Origin of the sequence: Gramella sp. MAR_2010_147, assembly GCF_900105135.1 — a bacterium.
GTDB lineage: Bacteria > Bacteroidota > Bacteroidia > Flavobacteriales > Flavobacteriaceae > Christiangramia.
Window position 1 is genome coordinate 1,100,221 of record NZ_LT629741.1, and the last position, 25,306, is coordinate 1,125,526.

General features: G+C 31.0%; 25 protein-coding genes. 23 read left to right on the forward strand and 2 right to left on the reverse strand.

The window, feature by feature from the left end; all coding sequences use genetic code 11:
• Positions 1-123: 123 nt before the first annotated feature.
• Positions 124-831, forward strand: a complete 708-nt coding sequence (locus BLT95_RS14425) for a hypothetical protein (protein ID WP_197676993.1) — start codon at positions 124-126, stop codon at positions 829-831.
• 300 nt (positions 832-1,131) lie between these two features.
• Positions 1,132-2,286, forward strand: a complete 1,155-nt coding sequence (locus tag BLT95_RS04945; protein ID WP_089665022.1) for a tyrosine-type recombinase/integrase — start codon at positions 1,132-1,134, stop codon at positions 2,284-2,286.
• 170 nt (positions 2,287-2,456) lie between these two features.
• Here BLT95_RS04945 and BLT95_RS04950 read toward each other — a convergent pair whose 3' ends face one another.
• Positions 2,457-3,029: an outer membrane beta-barrel protein gene (locus BLT95_RS04950; RefSeq protein WP_157718016.1), complete on the reverse strand. Its 573-nt coding sequence runs from the start codon at positions 3,027-3,029 to the stop codon at positions 2,457-2,459.
• Positions 3,030-3,440: 411 nt separating this feature from the next.
• Here BLT95_RS04950 and BLT95_RS04955 point away from each other — a divergent pair, with 411 nt between their 5' ends.
• From BLT95_RS04955 to BLT95_RS05055, 21 genes are all read left to right on the forward strand, one after another.
• Positions 3,441-4,748, forward strand: coding sequence for a serine hydrolase (locus BLT95_RS04955; protein ID WP_089665024.1), 1,308 nt, complete (start codon positions 3,441-3,443; stop codon positions 4,746-4,748).
• 222 nt (positions 4,749-4,970) lie between these two features.
• The gene (locus BLT95_RS04960) at positions 4,971-5,498 is read left to right on the forward strand and encodes a hypothetical protein (RefSeq protein WP_089665025.1); all 528 of its coding nucleotides are present in this window, start codon (positions 4,971-4,973) and stop codon (positions 5,496-5,498) included.
• A gap of 131 nt (positions 5,499-5,629) precedes the next feature.
• Positions 5,630-6,433, forward strand: coding sequence for a DUF5694 domain-containing protein (locus BLT95_RS04965; protein ID WP_089665026.1), 804 nt, complete (start codon positions 5,630-5,632; stop codon positions 6,431-6,433).
• Positions 6,434-6,651: 218 nt separating this feature from the next.
• Positions 6,652-6,954 carry an ArsR family transcriptional regulator gene (locus BLT95_RS04970; protein WP_089665027.1) on the forward strand — a complete coding sequence of 101 codons (303 nt, stop codon included), beginning with the start codon at positions 6,652-6,654 and terminating at the stop codon, positions 6,952-6,954.
• Positions 6,955-6,998: 44 nt separating this feature from the next.
• Positions 6,999-7,268, forward strand: coding sequence for a hypothetical protein (locus BLT95_RS04975; protein ID WP_089665028.1), 270 nt, complete (start codon positions 6,999-7,001; stop codon positions 7,266-7,268).
• 10 nt (positions 7,269-7,278) lie between these two features.
• Positions 7,279-7,881, forward strand: a complete 603-nt coding sequence (locus BLT95_RS04980; RefSeq protein WP_089665029.1) for a short chain dehydrogenase — start codon at positions 7,279-7,281, stop codon at positions 7,879-7,881.
• 770 nt (positions 7,882-8,651) lie between these two features.
• Positions 8,652-9,470, forward strand: a complete 819-nt coding sequence (locus BLT95_RS04985; RefSeq protein ID WP_089665030.1) for a hypothetical protein — start codon at positions 8,652-8,654, stop codon at positions 9,468-9,470.
• Between the two features lie 153 nt (positions 9,471-9,623).
• Complete coding sequence (locus BLT95_RS04990) at positions 9,624-10,367, forward strand: hypothetical protein (protein WP_089665031.1); 744 nt, start codon at positions 9,624-9,626, stop codon at positions 10,365-10,367.
• Positions 10,368-10,521: 154 nt separating this feature from the next.
• Positions 10,522-11,220: a hypothetical protein gene (locus BLT95_RS04995; protein ID WP_089665032.1), complete on the forward strand. Its 699-nt coding sequence runs from the start codon at positions 10,522-10,524 to the stop codon at positions 11,218-11,220.
• A 240-nt stretch (positions 11,221-11,460) separates the two neighbouring features.
• Positions 11,461-12,834, forward strand: a complete 1,374-nt coding sequence (locus BLT95_RS05000) for an SIR2 family protein (RefSeq protein ID WP_089665033.1) — start codon at positions 11,461-11,463, stop codon at positions 12,832-12,834.
• A gap of 224 nt (positions 12,835-13,058) precedes the next feature.
• On the forward strand, positions 13,059-13,967 hold the full coding sequence (locus tag BLT95_RS05005; protein WP_089665034.1) for a DPP IV N-terminal domain-containing protein: 909 nt from the start codon (positions 13,059-13,061) through the stop codon (positions 13,965-13,967).
• Between the two features lie 167 nt (positions 13,968-14,134).
• On the forward strand, positions 14,135-14,932 hold the full coding sequence (locus BLT95_RS05010) for a hypothetical protein (RefSeq protein WP_089665035.1): 798 nt from the start codon (positions 14,135-14,137) through the stop codon (positions 14,930-14,932).
• A 775-nt stretch (positions 14,933-15,707) separates the two neighbouring features.
• Positions 15,708-16,952 carry a HEPN domain-containing protein gene (locus BLT95_RS05015; RefSeq protein ID WP_157718018.1) on the forward strand — a complete coding sequence of 415 codons (1,245 nt, stop codon included), beginning with the start codon at positions 15,708-15,710 and terminating at the stop codon, positions 16,950-16,952.
• Positions 16,953-17,103: 151 nt separating this feature from the next.
• On the forward strand, positions 17,104-17,985 hold the full coding sequence (locus BLT95_RS05020; RefSeq protein ID WP_089665037.1) for a DUF5677 domain-containing protein: 882 nt from the start codon (positions 17,104-17,106) through the stop codon (positions 17,983-17,985).
• Between the two features lie 145 nt (positions 17,986-18,130).
• Positions 18,131-18,721, forward strand: a complete 591-nt coding sequence (locus BLT95_RS05025) for a carboxypeptidase-like regulatory domain-containing protein (protein ID WP_089665038.1) — start codon at positions 18,131-18,133, stop codon at positions 18,719-18,721.
• Between the two features lie 160 nt (positions 18,722-18,881).
• Complete coding sequence (locus tag BLT95_RS05030; protein WP_089665039.1) at positions 18,882-19,118, forward strand: hypothetical protein; 237 nt, start codon at positions 18,882-18,884, stop codon at positions 19,116-19,118.
• Positions 19,119-19,134: 16 nt separating this feature from the next.
• The gene (locus tag BLT95_RS05035; RefSeq protein ID WP_089665040.1) at positions 19,135-19,497 is read left to right on the forward strand and encodes a hypothetical protein; all 363 of its coding nucleotides are present in this window, start codon (positions 19,135-19,137) and stop codon (positions 19,495-19,497) included.
• A gap of 251 nt (positions 19,498-19,748) precedes the next feature.
• A complete protein-coding gene (locus tag BLT95_RS05040; protein ID WP_089665041.1) occupies positions 19,749-20,543 on the forward strand; it encodes a cation transporter in 795 nt (264 codons plus the stop codon).
• 161 nt (positions 20,544-20,704) lie between these two features.
• The gene (locus BLT95_RS05045; protein ID WP_089665042.1) at positions 20,705-21,802 is read left to right on the forward strand and encodes a hypothetical protein; all 1,098 of its coding nucleotides are present in this window, start codon (positions 20,705-20,707) and stop codon (positions 21,800-21,802) included.
• A gap of 209 nt (positions 21,803-22,011) precedes the next feature.
• Positions 22,012-22,851, forward strand: a complete 840-nt coding sequence (locus tag BLT95_RS05050) for a hypothetical protein (RefSeq protein WP_089665043.1) — start codon at positions 22,012-22,014, stop codon at positions 22,849-22,851.
• 156 nt (positions 22,852-23,007) lie between these two features.
• Positions 23,008-23,721, forward strand: a complete 714-nt coding sequence (locus BLT95_RS05055) for an SIMPL domain-containing protein (RefSeq protein ID WP_089665044.1) — start codon at positions 23,008-23,010, stop codon at positions 23,719-23,721.
• Between the two features lie 39 nt (positions 23,722-23,760).
• Here BLT95_RS05055 and BLT95_RS05060 read toward each other — a convergent pair whose 3' ends face one another.
• A complete protein-coding gene (locus BLT95_RS05060) occupies positions 23,761-24,726 on the reverse strand; it encodes an IS110 family transposase (protein WP_089666851.1) in 966 nt (321 codons plus the stop codon).
• Positions 24,727-25,306: the final 580 nt, after the last annotated feature.

Sequence of the window (25,306 nt, forward strand, 5' to 3'; positions counted from 1 at the left end):
GGGTGAATTCCCTCTAAATTAATCATTTAGCGAAACCATCTATATAATTGATTTTCAGTATATTTAACTTTTCTATTTCTTCTGAAACAGGAAAATAACTGCTTAGAGCCAATTTAAACATTGATGGAGTTTAATCTTGCCGAAAAATTAGCGATCGTAAAAGATATAGACAGGGTGATCCTGGCAGATAATACCGTAGCCAAAGCCGAAATGGTTTATCTGGGACAACTCATGAAATTATTAGATTTTGATTCCGCCTTTGTAGAAGAAGCCCGTAAATTCAACATCCGGCAGGCCAATGGAGTTCTTGAAAATATGAGCGAGGCGAAAAAACACTCACTGGCAATTATTTTGCATGAGATGGCCTACGCCGATGGGGAAATGAGCCGTGAAGAAATTGAAATACTTTTTTCCGTGTTTCAGAAAGCCGGGATTAAAATTGAAGAACCCGGTAATTCATATTCGGTATTTGATGCTTCAGATGTCTATTTTAAATCTACAAAACGCAGAAGTCGCGACCTGGAATCAAATACCATTGCAAGCATCTGCGAAACCAAAAGAGCTGTGAGAGTGGAGCCACATATAGACAAAGGCTACCTGGTTACTATTTTTAAACTGAATGGATTTTTATCTAAGTGGGGAAATACTGTGGAAGTTGCTCCAAAACAAATGAAGCTTCAGGAAACGGGTAAGAATAGAACCATATTGAAGGGGATTGAAGGTTCTAAAGATTCCCATTATAGCCTCAGTGTTTTTCATGAAAATAATGATATTAAAAAGATCGTTATGCATCATCATAATGAAAATAAAGATGTTGAATATTTAATATGATCTATTACAAATCGATTAAAACCGATTGAACACTTTTAACACCTGATTCAACAAAAATGCTGAAACCGACTATTTCCAACATATTGCTTCTGTATACTTAATTTTGCCACTCATAATTCTAAAAATTAGTTCCTACTCTCATTTTAGAACTGTACCGGGAACTCTGGAGTTAAAGCATCAAAGAACGATTAGATCGTTTAGCAAAACCTTTATTGCTTCATAAAATAATATCTCTTTAATTTCAAAAATTAAATGTATAACTGACTGATTTATAGCTATATTTAAGTTTATTTTACAAGGATGAAAAAATTGAATTTATTCCTGTTTTATCACAGGAATTCCAACCAGATTGGTATAGATTTCAGATATGATCACCAATTGAAAGAGGAGCTTAAATTACTGAAAGATGTAAAATGGTCTCAAACAAAGGGATGTTTTTATATTCCTGCAAATGAAGGCTCATTAACAGGCCTTTTTGGTCATTTCAAAAATAAGAACATCAGGATTGATGATTCTCTGGTTGATTATTTGATGATCTCACCAGGTACTTCTGATGAGATGGTTGAAACTGCAATTATAGCTTATCAAAAATACCTGAAGGGTCTCAGGCACAGCGAAAGCACTGTAACCACTTATACATGCTTTACCGAAAAGTTTCTTAAATATCATGGTTTGAAAGGTAGTTATACTCAAAAGGATGTTGCCCGTTTTGTAGAGGTGGAAATTGCCTCAAAATCTTATTCCATTAGTTCACACCGGCAATGTATTAGCGCATTAAAGCACTATTTTGATTATAGCGATAATGCTTTATTTGACACCAGTGAATTAAAGAGACCAAAAAAGAGCAAGTACCTTCCAGAAGTTTTGAGCAAGGAGGAGGTGATAGATCTTATTCGCGTTACCAGAAATCTAAAACACCGAACTGTTCTGGCGCTCATCTATTCTTCCGGACTTAGAATAGGTGAATTAATAAATCTAAAACTCTCTCATGTTGATATAGATCGCAGGCAAATTCTTATAAGACAGGCAAAAGGTAGGAAAGACCGTTATGTAATACTGGCAGAAAGTTTTTTACCATTACTTTATAATTATTTGCAGACATACGAGCCAAAATTATTTTTTGTAGAAGGTTATGATCAATCACAATATTCGGCGTCTGCAGTTCGAAATTTTTTAAAAGGTTCCTGCCATAGGGCTAAGATCAGTAAAAAGGTTACTCCGCATACCTTGAGACATAGTTTTGCAACCCATATGCTTGAAAATGGCACAGATCTAAGATACATTCAGGAACTCCTGGGGCATGCGAAACCAGAAACCACGATGATCTACACCCATGTAGCAAAAAAGGATCTTATGCGAATTCAGAGTCCGTTAGATGTAAGCATTAAAGAGTTATTGGAAAAAAGCGGTAAAGGCGACTCTAACCTGCGTTTATCCCGAAACATACTCGGATAAAAATGTATATTTGGTTGGATATAACGAGTTATAGCGCATTTAATGAAATGTCAGCAAAGAAAAAATTACCATGGATTTTTATTAATTTCTTCATATCAAAAAATCTTTTATGAAGAGTTAAAATAGAAATTTATGACATAAAAAAAGCAGGTTATAAACCTGCTTTTTTCCTATAATTTAAATTTTACTCCAAGCCTGCCGTTATGATAACCATGGTTGGTATCACCATCGTCATCTTTTAAACGGTTTGTCACTTCAGTACTAAAATTCCCATATATCGAGAAACGATCATTAAACTGATATTCTAGACCTAATAATCCATTAAGCCCTGCTCTTTTTACATTCTCTTCTCCCAACGCATTTTTTGGATTACTACCTAAATAATTAAGTTCTAAACCGCCCAGCATATGAAAATCTGAATTGAACAGACGGTATTTTAAAGAAGTAGACAAAAGGTATCTATCAGATTCATCCAGTTTTGCATAAATCAATTCAGAATTTAACCCAAAATTTTTATTAAAACCTGTATCGAAAGTTAAACCCAAATAAATCCCATTCCCATCATGATCACCAGGATTGTATTTTTCCTTTATCTGACCAACATTAGCCAAGTCAAATTTGGAAGTAATTATTCCAGAGGTAAATCCAAATTTTGAATATTTTACTTCATGCTGTGTTTCCTGCGCATTAACAGAATAGGTCATTATTGCAAATAATGCAATTAAACTAAGTTTTTTGAACATTTAAATTAATTTTAATCGAATTAGTAGTGATATTAATTTTAAAGTCAGCTAAAATATTAAAACATTTAAATAATAACGTCTTTGTATAAAAAAAATGAAAGTTATATTATTCGATTTCTATTTGTTCAAATAAAAATTCTAACTTCAATTCAAATATAAAAGTCCAAAAGCCTAAAGATAATTTTTATACTAAAACGCGCTATAACAACGGTTATCGCAAATAAGCGGCACCGTTAGAAAGAAAATAATTAACTAGATCAACTATTAAAACACTAAGCCGACAAATTCGCGTTCCTTACTCCGCCAACTTGCGTTAACCGGGACCGTTGTGCACTATTTACGAAGCGATCGAACTAATTAAGAAAATAGATTACATTGCTATTTTGAACTACAACTGAAAATTTAAAATATTTGAAAAAACATTTAGCAATATATTCCATATTAACTCTGCTTTTAATTTATGGATGCTATGTAACAAAAAGTCAATATTTCAATCATCCCTATCCAAATATTGATGAATATTTTGCGTCTCTATTTTTACTGATCTACACTATTTTCATATTATTTTGGAAAGATAATCGCAGAAGAAAAGCAATTTATGGAGTCAGTTCTATTGTCCTTCTAATGTTCTCAGTAAATGTGCTGAATTATTATAATGAATGGCATCCATTAAAATTAAATTCATCGCAATCATTTAAAGTTAATCACGAGCCTTTTGAATGGCAACAAGCCAAGTCTACAGGATATAATTATGATAAGCAGACATTGGACAACTATTATTCTAAACTAGAGAAATGGAAACGTCTAAGGAGTTTAGTAGTAGTAAAGGATGATAAACTTATTATTGAAAAATATTTTCAAGGAACAGATAAATACAACGCTTATAATGTTCATTCAGTAACAAAATCGATCACTTCTGCATTGCTGGGAATTGCAATTGACAAAGGGATGATTCCATCGGAAGAAGAAAAAGTTATGACATATTTTCCTGAATATCAAAATCAGGTAGATAGTTTGAAAAATGAACTTACATTAAAACATCTGTTGACAATGAAAGGTGGCTTTGCGCATTGGGACGCCTATTCAACACCAAAAGAATGCTTATTAGATATTGGAATAAACAATGAACCTGGTAACAATTTCAGATATTTCACAGGTTCTCAAGCGCTCTTATCTGCAATTATCACAAAATCTACTACACAAAGCACTAAAGAATTTGCTCAAGAGAATTTTTTTGAGCCTATTGGTATTAAGAATAGTTTTTGGAGATTACAAGACGGATACTACTGCGGAGGCGGAGAATCATATTATACAGCGAGAGACTTAGCTAAGATCGGACAGGTATATCTTAACAAAGGTAAGGTCGGATCAAAACAAATAATAAGTGAAGATTGGATTGAAAAATCATTTAAAAATTATACTGATTCTAGTAATGAATTTAGAACATTAGATGATTATAGTGAAGTTGGATATGGCTACTGTTGGTGGATTTTAGACTACCATGGACATGAAATTTATACAGCCAGAGGAAAAGGCGGACAATATTTAATGATCCTTCCAGAAATTAACGCAGTTGTTGTAATCATTCAGGAATGGAATTTAAAGAAAGAGTTTGATGTTGAAAATAATTTACTTTGTGATTTATTGTCAATTTTATTTAACGATGACAAGTATCGATTAAAACCAATTGATAAATCTGGATTAAGTCTTGTCAAGTAAAATATGACATAAAATAAACAGTGCACAACATCGGTTAAGCGCAAATAGCGGGCATTCCAGTGAAAAGTGCTATTTTAGAGACCAAGTAAAAATCAACTAAGCCGACAAGAACGTGTCCCTACTCCACGCTACTTGCCTTAACCAAGACCGTTGCCAGCAATATTCACAATGCTATTTGGTTTAAGAAAACGGACTAAAAATTTGAAATAAGAAAAAGTTTAAATGAACAAAATTCTGAAAATCTCAATTGGTTCTATTCAAATTATAGGAGGATTATTTTTAATCTATGCAATTATAAATCGGATCAGCGAAGTTGGAATGATAAGTTTCTTTTCAGTGATTCTGCCATTTATTTTAATAACAGGATTATGTCTTTATGCAGGAATTCAATTAATTAGAAATAAAGGAAAAGGAATTAAACTATCCATTTTAAATTTCGGACTACAACTTTTTCAATTCAGTTATTTAGGTTTCTACTGGTATTATTTCATTGGACCTTATGTCTCATTCGGATATCAAAAACCACGTAATTCGAACTATACATTTTTAACGGACTTTGAATATTTTACCGGTACTTTAATATCATATATAAGAAATGATACAGAATCTCATTTTTTAGCAATCAATTTAGTTTCATTAGTTATCCTGATATTTCTTTTTTATTTAAAACAAGAAAATAGTAAAGAACCAAAACTAAAGAAGAATGTGGAATCTCAAATACAGCAGGCAACAACGGTTAATCGCCAATAAGCGGCACCGTTAGTAAGAAAATAATTAACTTGACCAACGAACCAATACTAAGCCGACAAATCCGCGTCCCGCAATCCGCCAACTGGCGATAACCGGGACCGTTGGCAGCAATATTTAAAAGAAATTCAACAATGAAATTTAAATTTATTCCACTTCTATTTTTAACCCTAATAATCGCACAAGTTTCCTTTGGACAAGAAAATAATCAAGGGGATAAAGTAACAGTTTTAAATTTTGCAACATTCCACCTTTCCAAGACAACTGATGCTAATTCTTCTACAGTAGATATAAATAATCCATCGGTAAAAAGAGATGTGGATAAATTGGTTCAAAAATTAGTAGAATTTAACCCGACTATTATTTGTGTAGAAGTACCTAATGAAGTTTCAGAAGGCACAAACGAGATATATCAGAAATATAAAATTGATCAAACACAGACCACAAATTGGAGCGAAGAGATAAATTCAATTGCTTTTGAAGTTGGTAGATTATCAGAAGTGGACAAAATATATGGAATCGATTATAAATTGGGATTTGACTATCCAAAACTAGTACAACTTGCTAAAGAGTCAGATTCCGAATATAGTCAAGAGTTTTTAGAACAAAATTCTAAAGACTTACAGAAATTTAATAATCTGAGTTTATTAGAGAAATTTCGAATAATGAATTCAGAAACCTGGCGATCGGATTTGCTAAACTTCTATAATTTTTTATCTACAATGCATACAGAAGATAGTCTTGAAGGTGTAGAAATTGTTGCGGATTTTTATAAAAGAAATTTAGGGATATATTCTCATTTCGCTGATATTCCAAAAGATCCAAAAGACAGAATTTTAATCCTTTTAGGTGGAGCTCATTCAGCATATTTAGATTTGTTCTTGGAACACAATCCTAACATAAATTTAGTAGATCCAAAAGAATATGTTGTGGAATAAATACAGCTGCCAACAACGATTCATCGCAAATAGGCGGCACCGTTAGTAAAAAAATAATTAAATTCACCAACAAACCAGGTCTAATCCGACAACACCGCGTTCCCTACTCCGCCAACTGGCGATAACCGAGACCGTTGGCAACAAGCTCTCATCAGAGATTCCGTTAAAATTTATAAAAAACATTTTTACATATCGCAAATTATAGATATGTTTGTGCTATGGATTTAAGAACAGCTACAGAAATAGGTAAATGCTTATCGAATCAAACTAGAGTGCAAATCATGGAATGGTTGAAAAAACCTGAAACGAACTTCCCTCCACATGAAACATTGAAGCATTTTAATGATGGTGTTTGTGTTACCTATATTCAAGAAAAAGCAGGTCTATCCCAGTCTACTATTTCGACGTATTTGAATAACATGGAAAAATGTGGATTGTTAATTTCAACAAGACACGGAAAATGGTCGTACTTAAAGAGAAATGAAGATGTAATCCAAGAGTATATAAAATTTATAAGTTAAAAAAATTTCTAATTACATATCTATATATCGCAATATAACAAACTATGGAAACGCTTTTTGACATATTGGGTTGGACTGGCTCAGGACTAATAATCCTTGCTTACTCCCTGACTTTGATAAAGAATAAAGAATATTTAGAGTACGGTAAATATTTAAATCTTTTTGGTGGTTTATTAATTGCGGGAAACTGTTATTATTATAATGCGATTCCACCGTTTGTGACGAACTTACTTTGGAGTGTCATTGCAACTTTAACCATATACAAAAGAAAAAGTGAAAAAAGAAAATGTAATAATACTCAATGTTTAACTTAAAAACGTAAAAATGAAAATATTAATAATTGGAGGAAACGGAACGATCGGAAAAAGAGTTGTATCCCATTTTCAAGAAAGAAATGAGATTATAATCGCGGGAAGAACCTCTGGAGATGTCACAGTAGATATTGCAGATAGTAATTCAATTAAATCAATGTTTGATAAAACAGGGAAGCTTGATGCAATAATATGTATTGCTGGTGAAGCAAAATGGTCTGATTTTAATGAACTTTCTGAGGATGATTACTACATCGGACTCAAAAGCAAATTAATGGGGCAAGTTAATTTAGTTCGAATAGGACAAAATTATTTGAATCCAAATGGATCTGTAACCTTATCAACTGGAATTTTGGCAGATGATCCAGTAGCTCAAACAACTAGTGCTGCTATGGTAAATGGAGGAATACATAGCTTTGTCAAAGCAGTTGCTCTAGAAATAGAAAATGGTATCAGAGTTAATGTGGTTTCATCAGGAATGGTTGAAGATGCCTATGAAAAATATAAAGATGCCTTTCCAGGTCATAATCCTATACCTATGAAAAAGGTAGTTAGAGGATATATTCGAAGTGTAGATGGAAAAGGTAATGGAGAAATAATTAAAATTTACGTTTAGGAGCCGGTTGCCAACATCGGTTAAGTGCAAATAGCGGGCAATCTAGTGAAAAGTGCTATTTTAGACACCAAGTAAAAAACAACAAAGCCGACAAGAACGTGTTCCCTACTCCACACTACTTGCCTTAACCAAGACCGTTGTAAACAAGCATTATTGAGAGATTTTCATTCAAAGAAATAATTTCCTTAGATAAATCCTGCTCAAATTCATGGAAAAATGAAAAATATTTCATTAATAATTATCGGTAAATGACGAAAAATATATTGGTGCAAGTTCAAAGAAAAATTTGCCTTTGGTAGATTAAAAATTTAAAAAACACAAAAGAAAGTTTATCGATAACTGACAAAATCATTCGGACTTTTTCTCAGGATAATGTTCATCGAAAAGAAGATTTTCTGGGAAATATAAAAATTTTAAAAAAGAGCTTTGGAACTAAACAAGCTGACTCTCACTCAAGCTCGAAAATGTAAAAAGTAGATAAGATTATTTTTTCAATAAATCCTGGTAAATCAAACCGGAAAAAAGTTCTAAAAAGCGCGAAACATTTAGAAAATTCATGTGCTTAACAAAATTATCATCATGGCATTTGATTTCAAAACAAATCTTGGTAGTTATAATGCCAGTTTACAACAACGATTATCGCAAATAGCGCGTTATTTACTGAAAATGGTTATTTTAGAGACCAATTATTAAAAAAATTAAGCCGACAAATCCGAATCCTTATTCCCGCGACTTGCGTTAATCGGGACCGTTGGCAAACATTTATATGAATGAACAGAACTAAAAAGATTATTATAAGCTTAGTTATCCTTTTAATTTTAGCAATAGCAATTTTAATATATAGATATAACTTAAGTTTTGGAGATTCTGTCAATCAAAAAACTGTAATGGCTATCTGTATGAATAAAGTTTTAAAAACAAATGACCATAAAGAAAGTAAGCGTACGTGTGAATGTATGGTTGGTGGTTATGTAGAAAAATATTCAGAGAAAGAATTATTACATATTAGTCAAAAAGAATTACAAGAAAGTTTTAATAATTGTAGCCCTGAAAATGATAATTTAATTGCTGAAAACGTACAAATCGATTCGACAAAATTATATCAAAAAATTGGCTGGATAAACCAAATAGACAAAAACACAAAAGAAGATGTAGAAGCTTATATTAGCAAAAAAAGTGATACTATAATAAACCAGTTCAAAGTTTACAAAAATGGAGTTATTGATTCTTCAATGAGTAAATTCTACGAATTGAAAATTGAAGGTTATAAAGATTCTTTAATACAAGGTGAAATCAGGTTTTTTTCTCCAAAAGACTCTACTTCTTTAGATAAAATAGAGAAAAGAGATGTAATTTTTTATTACCTACAAAGAGAAAATGATTCACTGATTATAAAAGAAATAGAAACCGATACGAATTATATAAAATTTCCATACCGTAATTTTGACAATTATACTTTTGTAGGATTTATTTCAGATTATAGATGGATTACAGTAGATACTTCTGAAGCATATTTATTAAACCGAAATCTTTTTGCAATAGATTCAGAAGCTTCAACTAATAACAAATTTGTAGAATTACTAAAATAAACGTTTGCCAACATCGGTTCATCGCCAATAGGCGGTAGCGTTAGAAAGAAAATAATTAACTTGACCAACAAACCAATACTAAGCCGACAAATCCGTGTCCCTTACTCCGCCAACTGGCGATAACCGGGACCGTTGTAGCACATTTTTAAATCAATGGGGAAACTAATAAATACATTTACTATTCTTACTTTATTTATAAGTTGTACAATAAATTCATTCCAAGTTGAATCAAAATTTGAGAATGGAAATAACAAGATAATATATCGCTCTTTGTCGGACACCACTATTTACGGTAAAACATATAATAGAAAATTTAAAATAAAATTCAACGAGAACAAGGATACCTTACGTAAAGGAATTTATATTAATAATATGGCTCTTGGAGATCATTCCTTTTATAGAAATAATAAATTAGATTGTATACGATCATATATCATCCCAAACCCATTTTTCATAGATATTGGCAAGCAAAATGAAACGGTAGATTTCAGTCCGTTCGAAATTCGGACTGATTCAACTTACTTAAATACAGCTATATATTTTGATCAAAATGGAGATTCATTAATTCAAAAAAGTCACCTCTACAAAACTAAATTTCACAAGAATAATTGGAATATAAATGACTCGTTAAAAGTTGATTTTGAATTTTATTATCCTGGATATGAAGTTGTAAAATCAACATTATATTTTATTGTTCCGCAGGACTCTTCTATGATTACTATGGCCATTAATAGAGGAAGAGAATATACACTCAAAAGAAAAATTTTCAATAAAAATCATGATGAGATAAAAGGACTAGCTGAAATAATAGTATTTGATAAAACGAAAAAAGCAGGAGATACAAATGCTTATTCAAAAAGTTTAGTTTTTATTAATGAACAAATTGTAGTGCAATAAAAACGTGCTACAACATCGGTTAATCGCAAATAACGGGTATGGGAGAAAAAGTGTAATTTTAGAAACCAGGAAAGAAAAAAGTTAATCCGACAAGTCCGCGTCCCTACTCCCGCAACTTGCGATAACCGTAACCGTTGGGCACAATTAATTAAGAATGAAATCTTTAGAAAGTACAGATATTGTTATAACAAATGGAATTAAAACGTGGTGGACTTATCCAATAATGATGAAATGGAAAAAGATTCAACGTGATAAACTTGACCCCAAAACTAAAGACAATATCATATCAGGAATAAATTCTTCATTAATCGTAGATTGTACATGCTTTTTAGAAGGAATTTTTGATTTAGCTATCAGAGAAAAAATTAATTACCAAAAAGACGGAAATTATAAGCATCGAATAAATGATCATCTTCTTGATAGATTAGAAAATGCCCAATTTAATGAATACCAAAAATTGTATTATTTAGCTTTTGGAAATGAACTAAAAGATGTAACAGACAATCAAAAATGGAAAGCAATAAAATCATTATTCTCCTTTAGAAATTTAATAGTACATGGAAGTGGAGTATTAATTGACTACTACAGAGTTAAAGAAAAATTTCAAGTTGTTGGTTGGGGAAAATATAATTCGATTATTAATTACTTGATTGAAATAAAATTAGTACCAAAATTTGTCAAAAATGAGAATACCGAAATTGATATTTTTGAATCAAGAATAGCTGATTATTACTATGCTAAAACTTTGGAGTTCACGAATCAGTTTGCTGTTGAAATACAAAGTAAATTACTCCAAAATGAAGCAGAAGAAATTATCGAAGCAATAGAATTTAATGATGAGCTAGAAAATTAACTGTGCCCAACAACGGCTCATCGCAAATAACGGGCAGTCGGTTAAAAATTGCTATTTTAGAGACCATTTAATAAAAAAACTAAGCCGACAAATCTGCGTCCTTACTCCCGCAACTTGCGATAGCCGGGACAGTTGCCAACAAGTGCAATTGAAAATTTGCAATAAGATTTTATTATAAAATATTTCATTTTGTATTCCCAATATTGAATGTATCTTTTTCCCTTAAAACAGATTTCATAAATGTCGAAAAGCAAATCCAACGTAGATAGAAACGAAATATTAGAAAAACTCGCCGAATCATTTATCTACGGTAATCTAGGATTATTTATAGGGGCAGGAATGTCAATGGATATAATGAATGATGAATGGGATACAAAGGCGCTCTCGTGGAAAGAATTAATTAATACTTGTGCTAAAAATTTTGAAATTGATCTAAAATCAGAAATCAAAACTGAAGGATTATCATACCCAGATATAGCATCAAGTCTAGCCAAAATAATAGCAGAAAACGAAGATATCACATATTCCGCTGCAGTTAAACGTTTGAAACAAAATATCGCTGATTTAACATCTTGGTACCCTAATAAAGAAAATAGGGAGGATTACAGTAAGATTTTAAATAAAATTAATCCTAATTGGATAATTACGACAAATTATGACAGTATAATAGAGTGTTTATTGCCGGATAGAAGTATATCTCTTTCACCAAATGACCAATTAATTTCTCCAAAAGAAATTGTCCCCATATATCATTTACATGGAGTTAGGTCCAATCCTGATTCAATTATTATAACCCAAGAAGATTACATCAGTTTATTCAGGCCAAATCAATATAGACAGCAAAAATTGGCTCTTACCATAAAAGAGTCAACAACTTTAATAATTGGTTACGGACTTGGAGATGTAAATGTTTTGACTGCTCTGGACTGGACAAAAAATGTATACCGAGAACAGAGAATAACCTATCCACAAGATGTTATTCAATTAATCAAAACAGAAATTCCAGAATTTAATGGTTATAAGGATCACAATGGTATAACAATTTTAGAGTTCAATGATCTAAAAACAATTCTTAAGGAAATTATAGACTTTTTGGAAATAAAGCTTGAAGAGCATAACAAAGATCAAGAAGAAATTGAAAAAATATATCAAGAAATTAAAAGCCCTGATGAAGATTTGGTTAAGAAGTTTATAGATGATAAAACATATCGTACAAATCTGATCAAGCAAATTTCCGAAAATAACATTCAATTGATTTCCGGTTTTATGGAACTTTTCTCTAAATCAATGGAAAAAACATGGGAAAGAGCTCAACCCAAAAATGCATTTTTTGCGTATGATCAAAATTTAAAGATCCATATTGACATATTATCGCAAATTGGATTAGAACATATGCCTCCTATTCTTTTAGAAGCAATTGTTTATCAATTATCAAGAATAAGCTATTTTATTGGTGATAAATTAGGTGAAAGCAAAGCTGCATATAAAACCTGGAATAAGCATAACCAAGATATTCCTTTGGAAACTCGTAACGAGATTTTAAATATCTGTAAAGCGAATAATTATTCCTTTTTACCGAGTTTGATTCGCAAATCGATAAAGAAAAAAAAGTGATAATAGAAAAAAATGAGAGTTCCTTAAAAGACTGGCTAAAGAAAAGGATGGAAAAAAGCGATTCTATATGCACCAGTTGGCAACAACGGTTAATCGCCAATAGACGGCAGCGTTAGTAAGAAAATAATTACCTTGACCAACAAACTAATACTAAGCCGACAAATCCGTGTCCCTTACTCCGCCAACTGGCGATAACCGGGACCGTTGGCAACAAGCAATAAAGAATGAAAAAACTATTAACCACTATCGCTTTAATTACAATTTGCTCTTGTAAAAGTTCCAAAAATCAAGTTATAACTAAACAAGAAAAATTGAATAATGAACCAATCGCTTTTGTAAGTGATAGAGATGGTAATCCAGAAATTTATATTATGGATTCAGATGGGAAAAATGTTCAAAGATTGACGAATAGTGATTCACTTGATTTTAGCCCATCTTGGTCTAAAGTGGATAATAAATTATACTTCTATTCAAAAAGAGATGGTAATTCAGAAATTTACAGTATCGATATTGAAGACAAAAATTTAATTCGATTAACAAATAATCCTGCTAATGATGTTCTACCAGTTCCATCTCCTAATGGCAATCTCATATTATTTATGAGCGATAGAAATTCTTCAAGTAAGAATTTATACGCAATGGAAAAAAATGGATCAAATATAAAAGCATTAACAAATAATAGGTTTTATGAAGAAAGTCCAGATTGGTCTCCAGATGCAAAAAAAATTATATTCACTAGACAACTTAGGGATTCTTCAGATACAAGTCATGCCGGGAATGGTGAAATACATTTAATAGATTCAAATGGAAGTAATCTGATAAGACTAACTAATAAAGATGGTTATGATTCAGGTGCAAAGTTTTCTCCAGATGGTCAAAAAATAGCATTCTATGGTTATAATCAAAATCAGTGGGATTTATATATAATGAATTCAGATGGGAGTAATTTAAATAATTTGACTAATGATACTATTGAGTGTTACTCTCCAGATTGGTCATCAAATGGAGAATGGTTAGTATATACAGCTGGCAAAGATGGAAATTATAACATTTGGAAAATCAATATTAAAACAAAAGAACGTATTCAGTTAACAAATACAAAAGGTAGAAATGAAGGACCGAATTGGAGATAATTGCCAGTTGCCAACAACGGCTCATCGCAAATAACGGGTAGCTAGTTGAAAATTGCTATTTTAGAGACCAATTATCAAAACAACTAATCCGACAAATCCGCATCCTTACTCCCGCAACTTGCGATAGCCGGGACCGTTAGCGGCAATGCTTTATTAAGATATTACTTATGTACAAAATAAAAAATTTCACTGTTTTAATCTTAGCTCTATTTACAACAACTTTACTTGTTAGTTGCCAAAATTTAAAATCTCAGACAAAAGAGTTAAACGATTGGCAGCATTTAAATTTATCTGGGAAAGTTAAAACGATAAAAGAAGTTAATTATCGATTAAAAAAGGAATCGGGAAAAATTACTAGAATAGAATCTGAACCACTTTGGGATCACAACAGATTAATCCAATTTGATAAAAACGGCAATAAATTAAAAGAAATATTATACTCTAAAAATCAAATACCTGATACAATCTGGCAAGAATACAATTATCAATATGGACGGAATGGAAAAAAAATTAAGGCTGACAAATTTCAAAAGTGGGGTTATCCAAGTACAGATTTTATAATCACCTATAATTATAATAAAAAAGGAAAATTAATCGATCAGATTACCTTTGATAGTGAAGGAAAACGAACTTCGAAACTTAGGTTCACTTATCTTTCTAATAGAATTATTAAAATAGTAGAATACGGAAGTTCAGATGAATCCCTCAAAACAACAACTGAATTTGAATATGATGATAATTTTAATTTATTAATGACGAAAGAGTTTGATAACAATGGCGATTTAAATGTATTAAGTGAATTTAATGATAATGGTACTTTGCAAAAGCAGAATAATTTTAAACTCAAACGAAATTTAACTTTCGAATATGAATTTGATTCAGAAAATAATTGGATTAAAAAAACAATATTGGAAAAAGAGGAACCGGTTTACCTAATAGATCGTCAAATTGATTATTTGGAATAAGATTTTAACTTCAAATTTAAAATTTAATTTAAAAACGCACGGCCGCTAACAACGGTTCATCGCCAATAGTCGGCACCGTTAGAAAGAAAATAATTAACTTGACCAACAAATCAATACTAAGCCGACAAATCCGCGTCCCTTACTCCGCCAACTGGCGATAACCGAGGACGTTACCTGCAAGCCAAACGGAAATTCAGTAAAGAAAATAAATCTATATAGATCTTATGAAAAAGAATAATTGTTTAGAATTATTTAATATAAAACATAAGAAAACTATACAATTTTAGTTCAAATTTTATTTCTTTATAAAATCAAGAAAACCTAAAAATAAATTATAGAATATGACATCACAATTCACTGATGTTAAAACTAAAATTTAAAAAACCCAAAGAAATAAATTCAATTATTAACTAACCTAATTTACATTATGAAATTCAATTTTACAGCTAGAGATTTTAAATTTTTTATGCTCGGTGTATTTACTATGCTCCTATTCGTGATAATTTATGATTGGGATCAGTTCGAAAAAGGATTAAAAGGATATTCTCCAAATGATACTGCAAAAATTGAGAACATTAAATAGTTAGAAAGGGAGTATTCTAGGCCAGCAGGTAACAACGATTCATCGCAAATAGACGGCACCGTTAGTAAGAAAATAATTAAATTTACCAACAAACCAGGTTTAAGCCGACAATGCCGCGATCCCTACTCCGCCAACTTGCGATAATCGAGACCGTTGGGAGCAAGCGTCAAACTAACTATAATAAATTCAAATTTGGAATATTACAATTGCTATTTCGAAGGTGTTTTTTGGACTCCTGAAAACGAAGATTCTAAAATAATTGCTACACTAAACATTGATGATAAGGGAATCGTTACAATATCTTCTTTACAATCTTTGATAAAAGGTAAAAGAATGACAAATGAAGGATGGAATAAATTAAAAATAGTATTTGGATACATAAATAGCCATGACACTTCAAAAAGTTATTCTGTAAAACTGTATAATGTCAATCAAATTCATCAATCAGACGGTGCATTGTCTAAATTTAAATATCAATCTTCAAATTCTCTAATTTCTAAAGCTTTTGATGAAGACATAGAAAATTTAAACTTTAACTCGATAATGTTAAATTCCAATATTGTTTCGCAATGGATTCCAATTACTGGTTTCAAATGGGAGCCAAATGGTTATGAAGACAAAAATTTTAAGGTCAATCAACTATATGAACAGCCTAAAAAAATTGAAGTTTTTAAAAATGCAGATTATAATATCTATATTTTTTTTAGAGCATCTGCTGGATACCCAGTGAAAAGAAATTCCTATATAAGAGAAGAAGTGTTTTTTATAATCGAGACCGCAAGTTCTTTTGATCTTAAACAACTTTATAAATCAAAGGCTACAATAGAAAGACTGCTAAACATTATTCTATTTGTACCATTTTACTCAACAAATGTTGAATTCAGGTCTTCTACAGGTTCAGATTATATAGATTTAGGTAAAAGTAAAGAGTTATCAATAGGTCGGAGTAATCCGCTAAAATTTAAAGTATTCCAGGAACATTCTCAAGAGATATTCACTAAATGGTTTGAGAAACAAAAGGCATTCGAATTACTAATTAAAAACTTCTTTTCAGTTTTTGGACAAAAAGGGGTTTTGATCGAAAATAAGTTTCTTACATATGTTTCTGTTCTTGAGAATTACCATAAGAATAATGTGAAGAAATCAGCCATTTTAAAAAATAGATTATTTAATATACTTAAAAATTCCAGTTTTAATGAGAAGATAATTGATATCGATAAGTATGCAGAGAAATTAAAAGTTACAAGAAATTATCATGCACATTTGGAAGAGAAACATGAAAAGAATTCATTGGATTCAAAGGGAATTTTATATTCAAATAGAATATTGGAAGTAATAATTCACGAAATAATGTTACAAGAATTAGGCGTTTCGGAATTTAAGATCCCGCAATCAGAAGATAAGATTATTGGTGAATTAAATAAAATTTTGGAGTAAGACGCCAGCTCCCAACATCGGTTATAGCAAATAGCGGGTATTGCAGAAAAAGTGTAATTTAGAAAACCAGGAAACAAAAGGTTAAGCCGACAAATCCGCGTCCCTATTCCCGCTACTTGTCCATAACCGTAACCGTTGCCACCAATTTTAAATGAAGGAAATCACAGAAATTTTTAGAAAATATTCCAATCTCGATTTGTCTGAACATTCAAGATCGGAAATGGAATTAAATAATTTGATAATTAAATTTTCCAAAGATTTAGGAGAATTAATTGACATTCTATCAAGAGTAATTAATCACGAAAAGCATCCAAATTATTACAATTTAAACGAATCAACTATTGTAGGTTCGATTACCAGAATTGTCAAATTTTATCAAGAGTATATAAAGTATCAAGAATTGAACAAACTTGAAATTCAGTCATTATTCGCAAGACCAATGTATGAATCCTTTATAATTTCAAAATATTTGATAAAAAATGGAACTCAATCTCAACGTAATTTTAGATTAGTTTCTTACAGAGCACGATATCAGAATTATAAAAAGTTGATAGAGTTAAATGATAATGACCATCCAATAATAAAGCGTCAATTATTAAAACTAGAAACTAAACTAAAAGTTGATGAGTTTTCCATTGAGGATTTGGAACAAGAAGACAATAAGTCAAATAACAAAAAATGGAAATTAGATGGAAAATCATTTTGGAAAATACATAGCGAAGTTGATAACGCTGACTTATATTCTTTTATTTATGGTGTAGGTTCTGATGCTGTTCACGGAAACTGGCAAGAAATATTTGATTTTCATTTGACGCGTAAAGAAAATGGATATTTTGGATTCTTAAATTATGAAAAATGCGATTGTAGAGTGATTGTGCCAATGAACTCTATAGTTATAGAAGGTCTATTAGAATTTTTGAATTGGAATGAATGTCTAACAAATGAAATTAAAAACGGACTAGTGAAAATGAATGAAATCAGTAACTCCTTTTATACAATTTGGGAAGAAAAATTTGGAGAAATATTAGAATAAAAACTGGTGGCAACAACGATTCATCGCAAATAGACGGCACCGTTAGTAAGAAAATAATTAAATTCACCAACAAATCAGGTCAAAACCGACAATGCCGCGTCCCTTACTCCGCCAACTTGCGATAATCGAGACCGTTATGCACCATATGAAAACAGCGATTTCACTTCTAATAATATTAATTTCGAGTCTCGGATTTTCACAAAATGATAAATCAGATACAATTACTATAAAAGGAATTATTTTTTCAGAAGTTGATGGAAAACCACTTGGAAACGCTTATATAAATTATACTTCAAAATATAAATATTCAATGACCAACGAAAATGGAAAATTTGAATATAAATACTTAAAAAAGAAAAAGGATTTAAACGAAAAAATAGAAATAAGTGCGCTCGGATATGAAAAATATGATACAATTATTGACTTAAATAAAGATGACATAATCGACCTATTCGTTGTACTCAAAACAAGATTCGGATTAAACAGACAAAAAGCTTTAGAAGATATAAATCAAGGCGAAATAAATATTTTACTATCTGGAGGAATTGCTCCTGTTATTTATAAAGGAGACAAAAAATTTACAAAAAAATACCAAGTCAATTTTATAGAATATGGATGTGAAGCTATCTCTGAAAGAAGTTTAATTGAATACAACCAAACAGTATTTGAATATCTTGACAAGAAATTTGGCGAAAAATGGCGAAAAGAAATTAGAGATGATGTTTCAGGATTATAAATACAATCATACGGTGCACAACATCGGTTATAGCAAATAGCGGGTTTTATCGAAAAAGTGTAATTTAGAAAACCAAGAACAAAAGGTTAATCCGACAAATTCGCGTCCCTACTCCCGCTACTTGTCCATAACCGTAACCGTTGTGCACAATACTCACAGAATGTCGAACAAAGAAGAAATACTGATAATTAGTGATACTGATGAAAGAGATGGGTTAGGAATGGAAGTGTGGCAAAATGATAAATTAGTTCTTGAAATATTTAGAGATGATAAATTGAAAAAAAGAACTATAACATTCTATGAGAAAGAAATAGAACTTGGAAAAATGGAGGAATATATTGCAAGATTTAAAATAGAAAATCTTTGGGATTTCACAGATCCACTTCCTGATTTTTAAATGAAACTTTCAAATAATGAAAACTTCAACAGCTATAACTCTTTCAATTTTATTTCAGTTTCTTGGAATATTGATTACTGCTATTATTTTAGAAAATGGTGATATTAATACTATTGGATTAATAGTAGTAATATTCATTTTACCGATAGTTCTAGTTGGATTTTTAAATGGACTATTACTAAACTTCGCCAAAAAAAGAAAAGGAAATTATAAAAAGAGAATATGGAGTTTTATTCCAATTATAGTTTTAGCCGTTATTGCTATTACGAACATTCATTTTCTTGATGGTGATATGGCTTATTTGGGATTAATTGGAGTATTCGCAATTGGAGCAACCAATATTATTTGGAACATAAAATTAAAACAACAAGTAATCTAAAGTACTATGCACAACAGCGGTTCATCTCAAATTCCGGGTATTTGATAAAAAAGAGTAATTTTAGAAACCAACAAAGAAAATGGTAATCCGACAAGTTCGCGTCCCTACTCCCGCAACTTGCGATAACCGCAAACCGTTGTAGCCAATGCGGACATTGAGCATTCAGGTTAAAAACCAAATTTCTAAACAAGAAAGTTCTCAAGTATAAATTCATAATTTATCTTGCAAAAGCTAGATAAATTTAAACCTCAATGAATAAGTCAATTTTCGAAATTTCAAAAATGGATTGTCCTTCAGAAGAAAATCTGATAAGGATGAAATTAGATGAAATCCCTAGTATTAAAAATCTTGATTTCGATATTCCGAATAGAAAATTAACAGTATTTCACGAAGGTGAAATTCAATCTATAGAAGAATCATTAAACGGACTAAAATTAGGAACCAAAAAAATTAAGACGGAACAAACCGACCAAACTGAATTCAAAGAAAATTCTCAACAAAAGAAATTACTTTGGTCTGTACTAGTAATAAATTTTGCATTTTTTATAATAGAAATGACAACTGGCTTAATCTCAAAATCTATGGGGTTAGTTGCAGATAGTTTAGATATGCTAGCAGATTCTTTTGTTTATGGAATTAGTCTTTTTGCTGTAGGAGGTTCAATCGTAAAAAAGAAAAAAATTGCCAATTTAGCTGGTTATTTTCAAATTTTATTAGCGCTAATTGGATTTGCAGAAGTTCTAAGAAGGTTCTTTGGAAATGAAAAACTGCCTGATTTTTCAACAATGATAATTGTTTCAATTTTAGCATTAATTGCAAATGGAATTTGTTTATACCTGCTTCAAAAATCTAAAAGTAAAAAGGAAGCTCATATGAAAGCGAGTATGATTTTCACCTCAAATGATATAATAATAAATGTAGGTGTTATAATTGCTGCTTTACTAGTCAATTGGTTAAATTCAAGTAAACCAGATTTAATTATTGGAACAATCGTATTCATTCTCGTAATTCAAGGTGCTATAAGAATTTTAAAAATTGGTAGGTAGCCGCACTGGCAACAACAACGTATATTCGCAATTGCGGCAATTGAGCTAAAAGAAAGTTTATAGAAACCAGGAATTAAAAAACTAAATCGGACAAATACGTATCTTCACTACCACAACTGACGAATATACGAGACCGTTGGCAATAATGAACAATAATACAAATGACTTTATTCGGAACATCCTTTTATTATATAAGTAATAATCGAGAAATTAATCCATTTGAAAAAAAGATTGAAGAGTTATTGGTAAGACTTGATTTATATAAAAAGCAATTCAATTTAACTTCTAATTCTTATTTAAAAGAATGGAAAAATGAAAAAATAGAATTAGATAAAAATATTAAAGATCAAAAAGTCAAGGCTGAAAAACTTTATAAGGAGGTATACGAATCTGTAAAAGGTGAAGAGTATGCCGAATCTTTAGCCCTTAATAATTCCGGTCTGGAGGAAATAGATTATCACGAATATGAGAGAAAAGAAGAGATAGATGGCAAGTACAAAGACTTTTTAGACTTTTATGCTAAATCAATTCTAACTTCCTTGTATTCACTTAACGAAAATAAACTGAATGAGATTTGTGAAGTTGGCTCAGACATTTTTGGAAAGAAAATCAAACCACATCATTTCAATGAAAGAGATTACTTAAAATCTTCTTTTACTTATTTAGAACTTGTATTAGAAATATCGACGCACAATTTAGATCCATATTTCAACAAACTGAAAGAAATACAGTTTCTTAGAAACAAAATAGTTCACGAGAATTCAAAGTTTCAAGATGAAAAAATAAAGGAGATTGTATCTCAAAATCCTTCCCTTCAATTAGAGAACTCAACTGGATATTTGAAGATCATTAAATCTAAGTTTATAAATGATGTTTTTGATTTAATATCAGATTTTTATGAAGAGTTAATTTGGACACTGGATAAAAAACAGAATTATAAGATCATTAAAAATGGATTGAAATACTGGTTCGGGGTATTGGATAGAGAAATAGATATAGAAAAACTTGATTGTGAAGAAATAAAGAAAGGTAAACGGATTGATTTTGAGATTAACTCAAAAAAAGTCGGATCATTTAAAGGTAAACTAACAATTAAGAAAGCTTCAAAAGCTACCAATTCAATAATTAATCAAAGGGAAGAACAAGCTTTTAAAAATTTCGTAGAGGATCAAAAAAGTCATTTCTATCAATTATTGGAAGCTTATGCTATATTTAATTTAAAAAAAGAAAATAGAGATTTTGAACTAATGATTTACTAGTTCACTATTGCCAACATCGGTTCATCGCAAATAACGGGTATTGTAGAAAAAGTGTAATTTTAGAAACCAGGAAAGAAAATGGTTAAGCCGACAAGTCCGCGTCCCTACTCCCGCAACTTGCGATAACCGTAACCGTTGGCAGCTATTAAAAAATAAATCGAACTTAAAATTTTAAATTCGGACTATATTAAATAATAACTCTTTACAGAATGTATGATAATTCACAAGCATATTTTATTGAAAACATCATAATTCCTTTTAAACAATATTTGAAAGATAAAAAGAATAAAAAAAGTGGATTTAGTTCCCATTTAAGATCAACAATTAATATCGCTTCAAATCTGTATCATTTAAGAGAGCATATTCCGAATAATAGCGATTTAAGTAGAAAGAAATTAGAGGAAATATGTAGTGATTACGCTTTATTAGGTGATGTTGTAAACGCTTCAAAACATAAAATCCTAACAAATAATAATCCTCAACTTTCAAATTCGGAAAATATATTTGAGATATTAATAGCTACTGAGTACAAAGACAAGGAAGGAAAATACATTGATACGGGAAAATCAGTTTACATAAAATTAGATAGCGGTCAGGAACGAGATCTACATGAAATTATTATCAATGTAATGAACATGTGGTTGGTAAAACTTGAAGAACTAAAATTAATTGAACATATCAAAAGTTTCCCCTATCATAGTACAAGGTTACCTAAAAGGAATAAGAATTCCCGTAAAATGGATTTTTCTGCAATGCAAAATTTACGATTTAATCCTAGATTTAAAATTCAAAAATACAATTATGAAACTAAATCTGTGGAACCTATGGATTTAACAGGAGCGACAATAGTTGGAAGAATTTATGAACCTAAATTTATAATGGAAATGAAAATTTCTCTAAAGAATGGTAAAGAACATAACCTAGAAATTTCATTGAACCAAACACAAAAAAATAGATTGGATAAAATAAAGGGTGAAATTGAAAGACATCAATTTATTCTAAAGCTAGCTGTTGAGCAAAATTTGATCAACATAGAAAAGAATAATTAACAGCAGCCAACATCGGTTAAGCGCAAATAGCGGGCATTCTGGTGAAAAGTGCTATTTTAGTCATCAAGTAAAAAACAACTAAGCCGACAAGAACGTGTCCCTACTCCACGCTACTTGCCTTAACCAAGACCGTTGGCAAGCATTAAAAAAACAAAAATGAACAAAATTCACATATTATTATTTTGCCTAATATCGATTACTTCAACTGCACAAACCGAAAATAAGTCTAAAATTCTAGAGATTGTAGGAAGTGCAGAAATATCAGTAGCTCCAGATATCGGAATCTTAAATATTAATGTTAGTGAAATCGATTTACAATTTGATAAATCTATAAACAGACTAAATAATAAGTCTAAAGAAATTAGCAACGATCTCAAAGGATTAGGATTTGAAGATTCAGCTATAAGAACTAAAAATTTTGATGTCCGTAAAAATACATTCTATAGAAATAATAAAAATATAGATAGCGGTTATATAGCCAAACAAGTAATTCAGTTGAAGTTTAAAAATGATGAAAAGAATATTGGTAAAATTTTAAAACAATTCTCAAAAAGTAACTCAGAATTTGATTTAAACTTCGATTTCCAGTTATCTGATTCTTTAAAAGATAATATTCAAAAGAAAATTATAAAGTTAGCCACAGAAGACGCTTTCAATAAAGCAAAATTAATAAGTTCAACCGCAAAAATTATCTTGACAGAAATAAAGGAAATAAATTATGGAAGAAATTTTGATGGAGAAATGTTATTGTTGAGAAAAAATAATTCTCTTGGTTACTCCACAAAAAGAGAAAGTTCACTTTTAGAGGGGTTTACTCCAACGGAAATTACATATTCAGATAAAATAAGAGTTATTTGGAATATAAAATAACGCTTGCCAACAAAGAACTAAGGTAAAATCCAAGTACTTTTAAGCTAATTTCGACATATAATTTTCCTGGTAATAGGTTCTTGATTTAGCAATTGCAAATGCTTGTTTTAGGAGCTTATTACACACAGCAATCAGTGCCAGTTTCTTACTCTTCCCTTTCTCTACTATTCGCTCATATAATTCCCTGCATGCCTTATTAGTCTTGCAGGCTGTAAAGCTACACATGAACAATAAATTACGCAGTTTTCGGTTTCCAACCTTGCTAATTCTGCTTCTACCTCTAACACTGGTTCCAGACTGTCTGATGGTTGGAGTGATTCCGGCATAACAACAAAGTTGTCTGGCGTTCTCAAAACCAGTAAATCCATCTGTAAGTACAATCAATAGCATCGCGGTCTTCTTCCCCATGCCTGGAATGCTAGTTAGTTGCTCCAATTGATCTTGCTGCGTTTCTTTTACTAAGGTCTCCAGCTTGGTTTCAATCTTTGCTAATTCTTTCTCTAACTGCTTCAACATTCGATTTAAAGAACGACTGATTGTTTTCGAAGGGGTTCCCAAAGTTTTCTCTCCATGTATTTTATTCTTGACGGCAGTACGCTGTTTCAGGTAAAGATCCTGTAGACTCAAGAGTTGCAAGCATTCGGCCTGAACTGCATTTCTTGCTGTATATAATGGAACTTCATTCGCCTGGGCATACTCACATATTGCTTTCGCATCGCTCTTATCAGTCTTGATCTTAGAGAGCTTCATTTGAATAAAACGCTTTACCGAAAGTGGATTCACAACCGATACTGTGATATCTTTCTCATAGAGATGTTGAGCTAGCCTGTAATGGTAATAACCGGTTGCTTCCATAACTACCAAGCTATCTTTTTTAATAGCTTTTAGGAAGCTTTTAAAGCCTTTTACATCATTTGAAAATTGATCATGCTTTCCGTCCTGATCAACTACATCAAAGAAAGATTTACTAATGTCTACTCCGTAAAAATGTTTAATTTTATCCATAACAGATTGATTGGAAAGAACAGCTACTTTGGTTTTCATCGACTTAAAAACGAGATCCAGGTCTCACAGAACTAAACGAAATTAAAGTAGAAAAGAGAGGGGATTATCAATGTTGACGGAATCTGAAGTTCCCACGGTTAATATAATCTTATTCCTCTCTTTGGTTCTTTCTGATTTAACTATCAAAATTTAGAGAAATTAAACTTAAGACGATTAAGCGCAAATAGCGGGCTTAGTCGAAAAAGTGTATTTTAGACACCAAGTAAAATACAACAAAGCCGACAAGAATGTGTTCCCTACTCCACGCCATTTACCTTAACCAAGACCGTTGGCAATAATACTTAAACAGAGAATTGAATTGCAAAATAGATATTATCAATTATCAAAAAAGAAAAAAAGGAACTTCTATATTAAACTGACTGTAATATTTCTGGTGATTCTAATTCCTTTTTGTTATATATCTTTTTATTTCAATATTTATTTTCTTGCGCCAGTTATTTTCTGGATTCTGCTTTCAATTACTGCTCCATTTTTCGATATGCCGTCGATGATTAAAAATGGAAAATTACAGTACGAATCA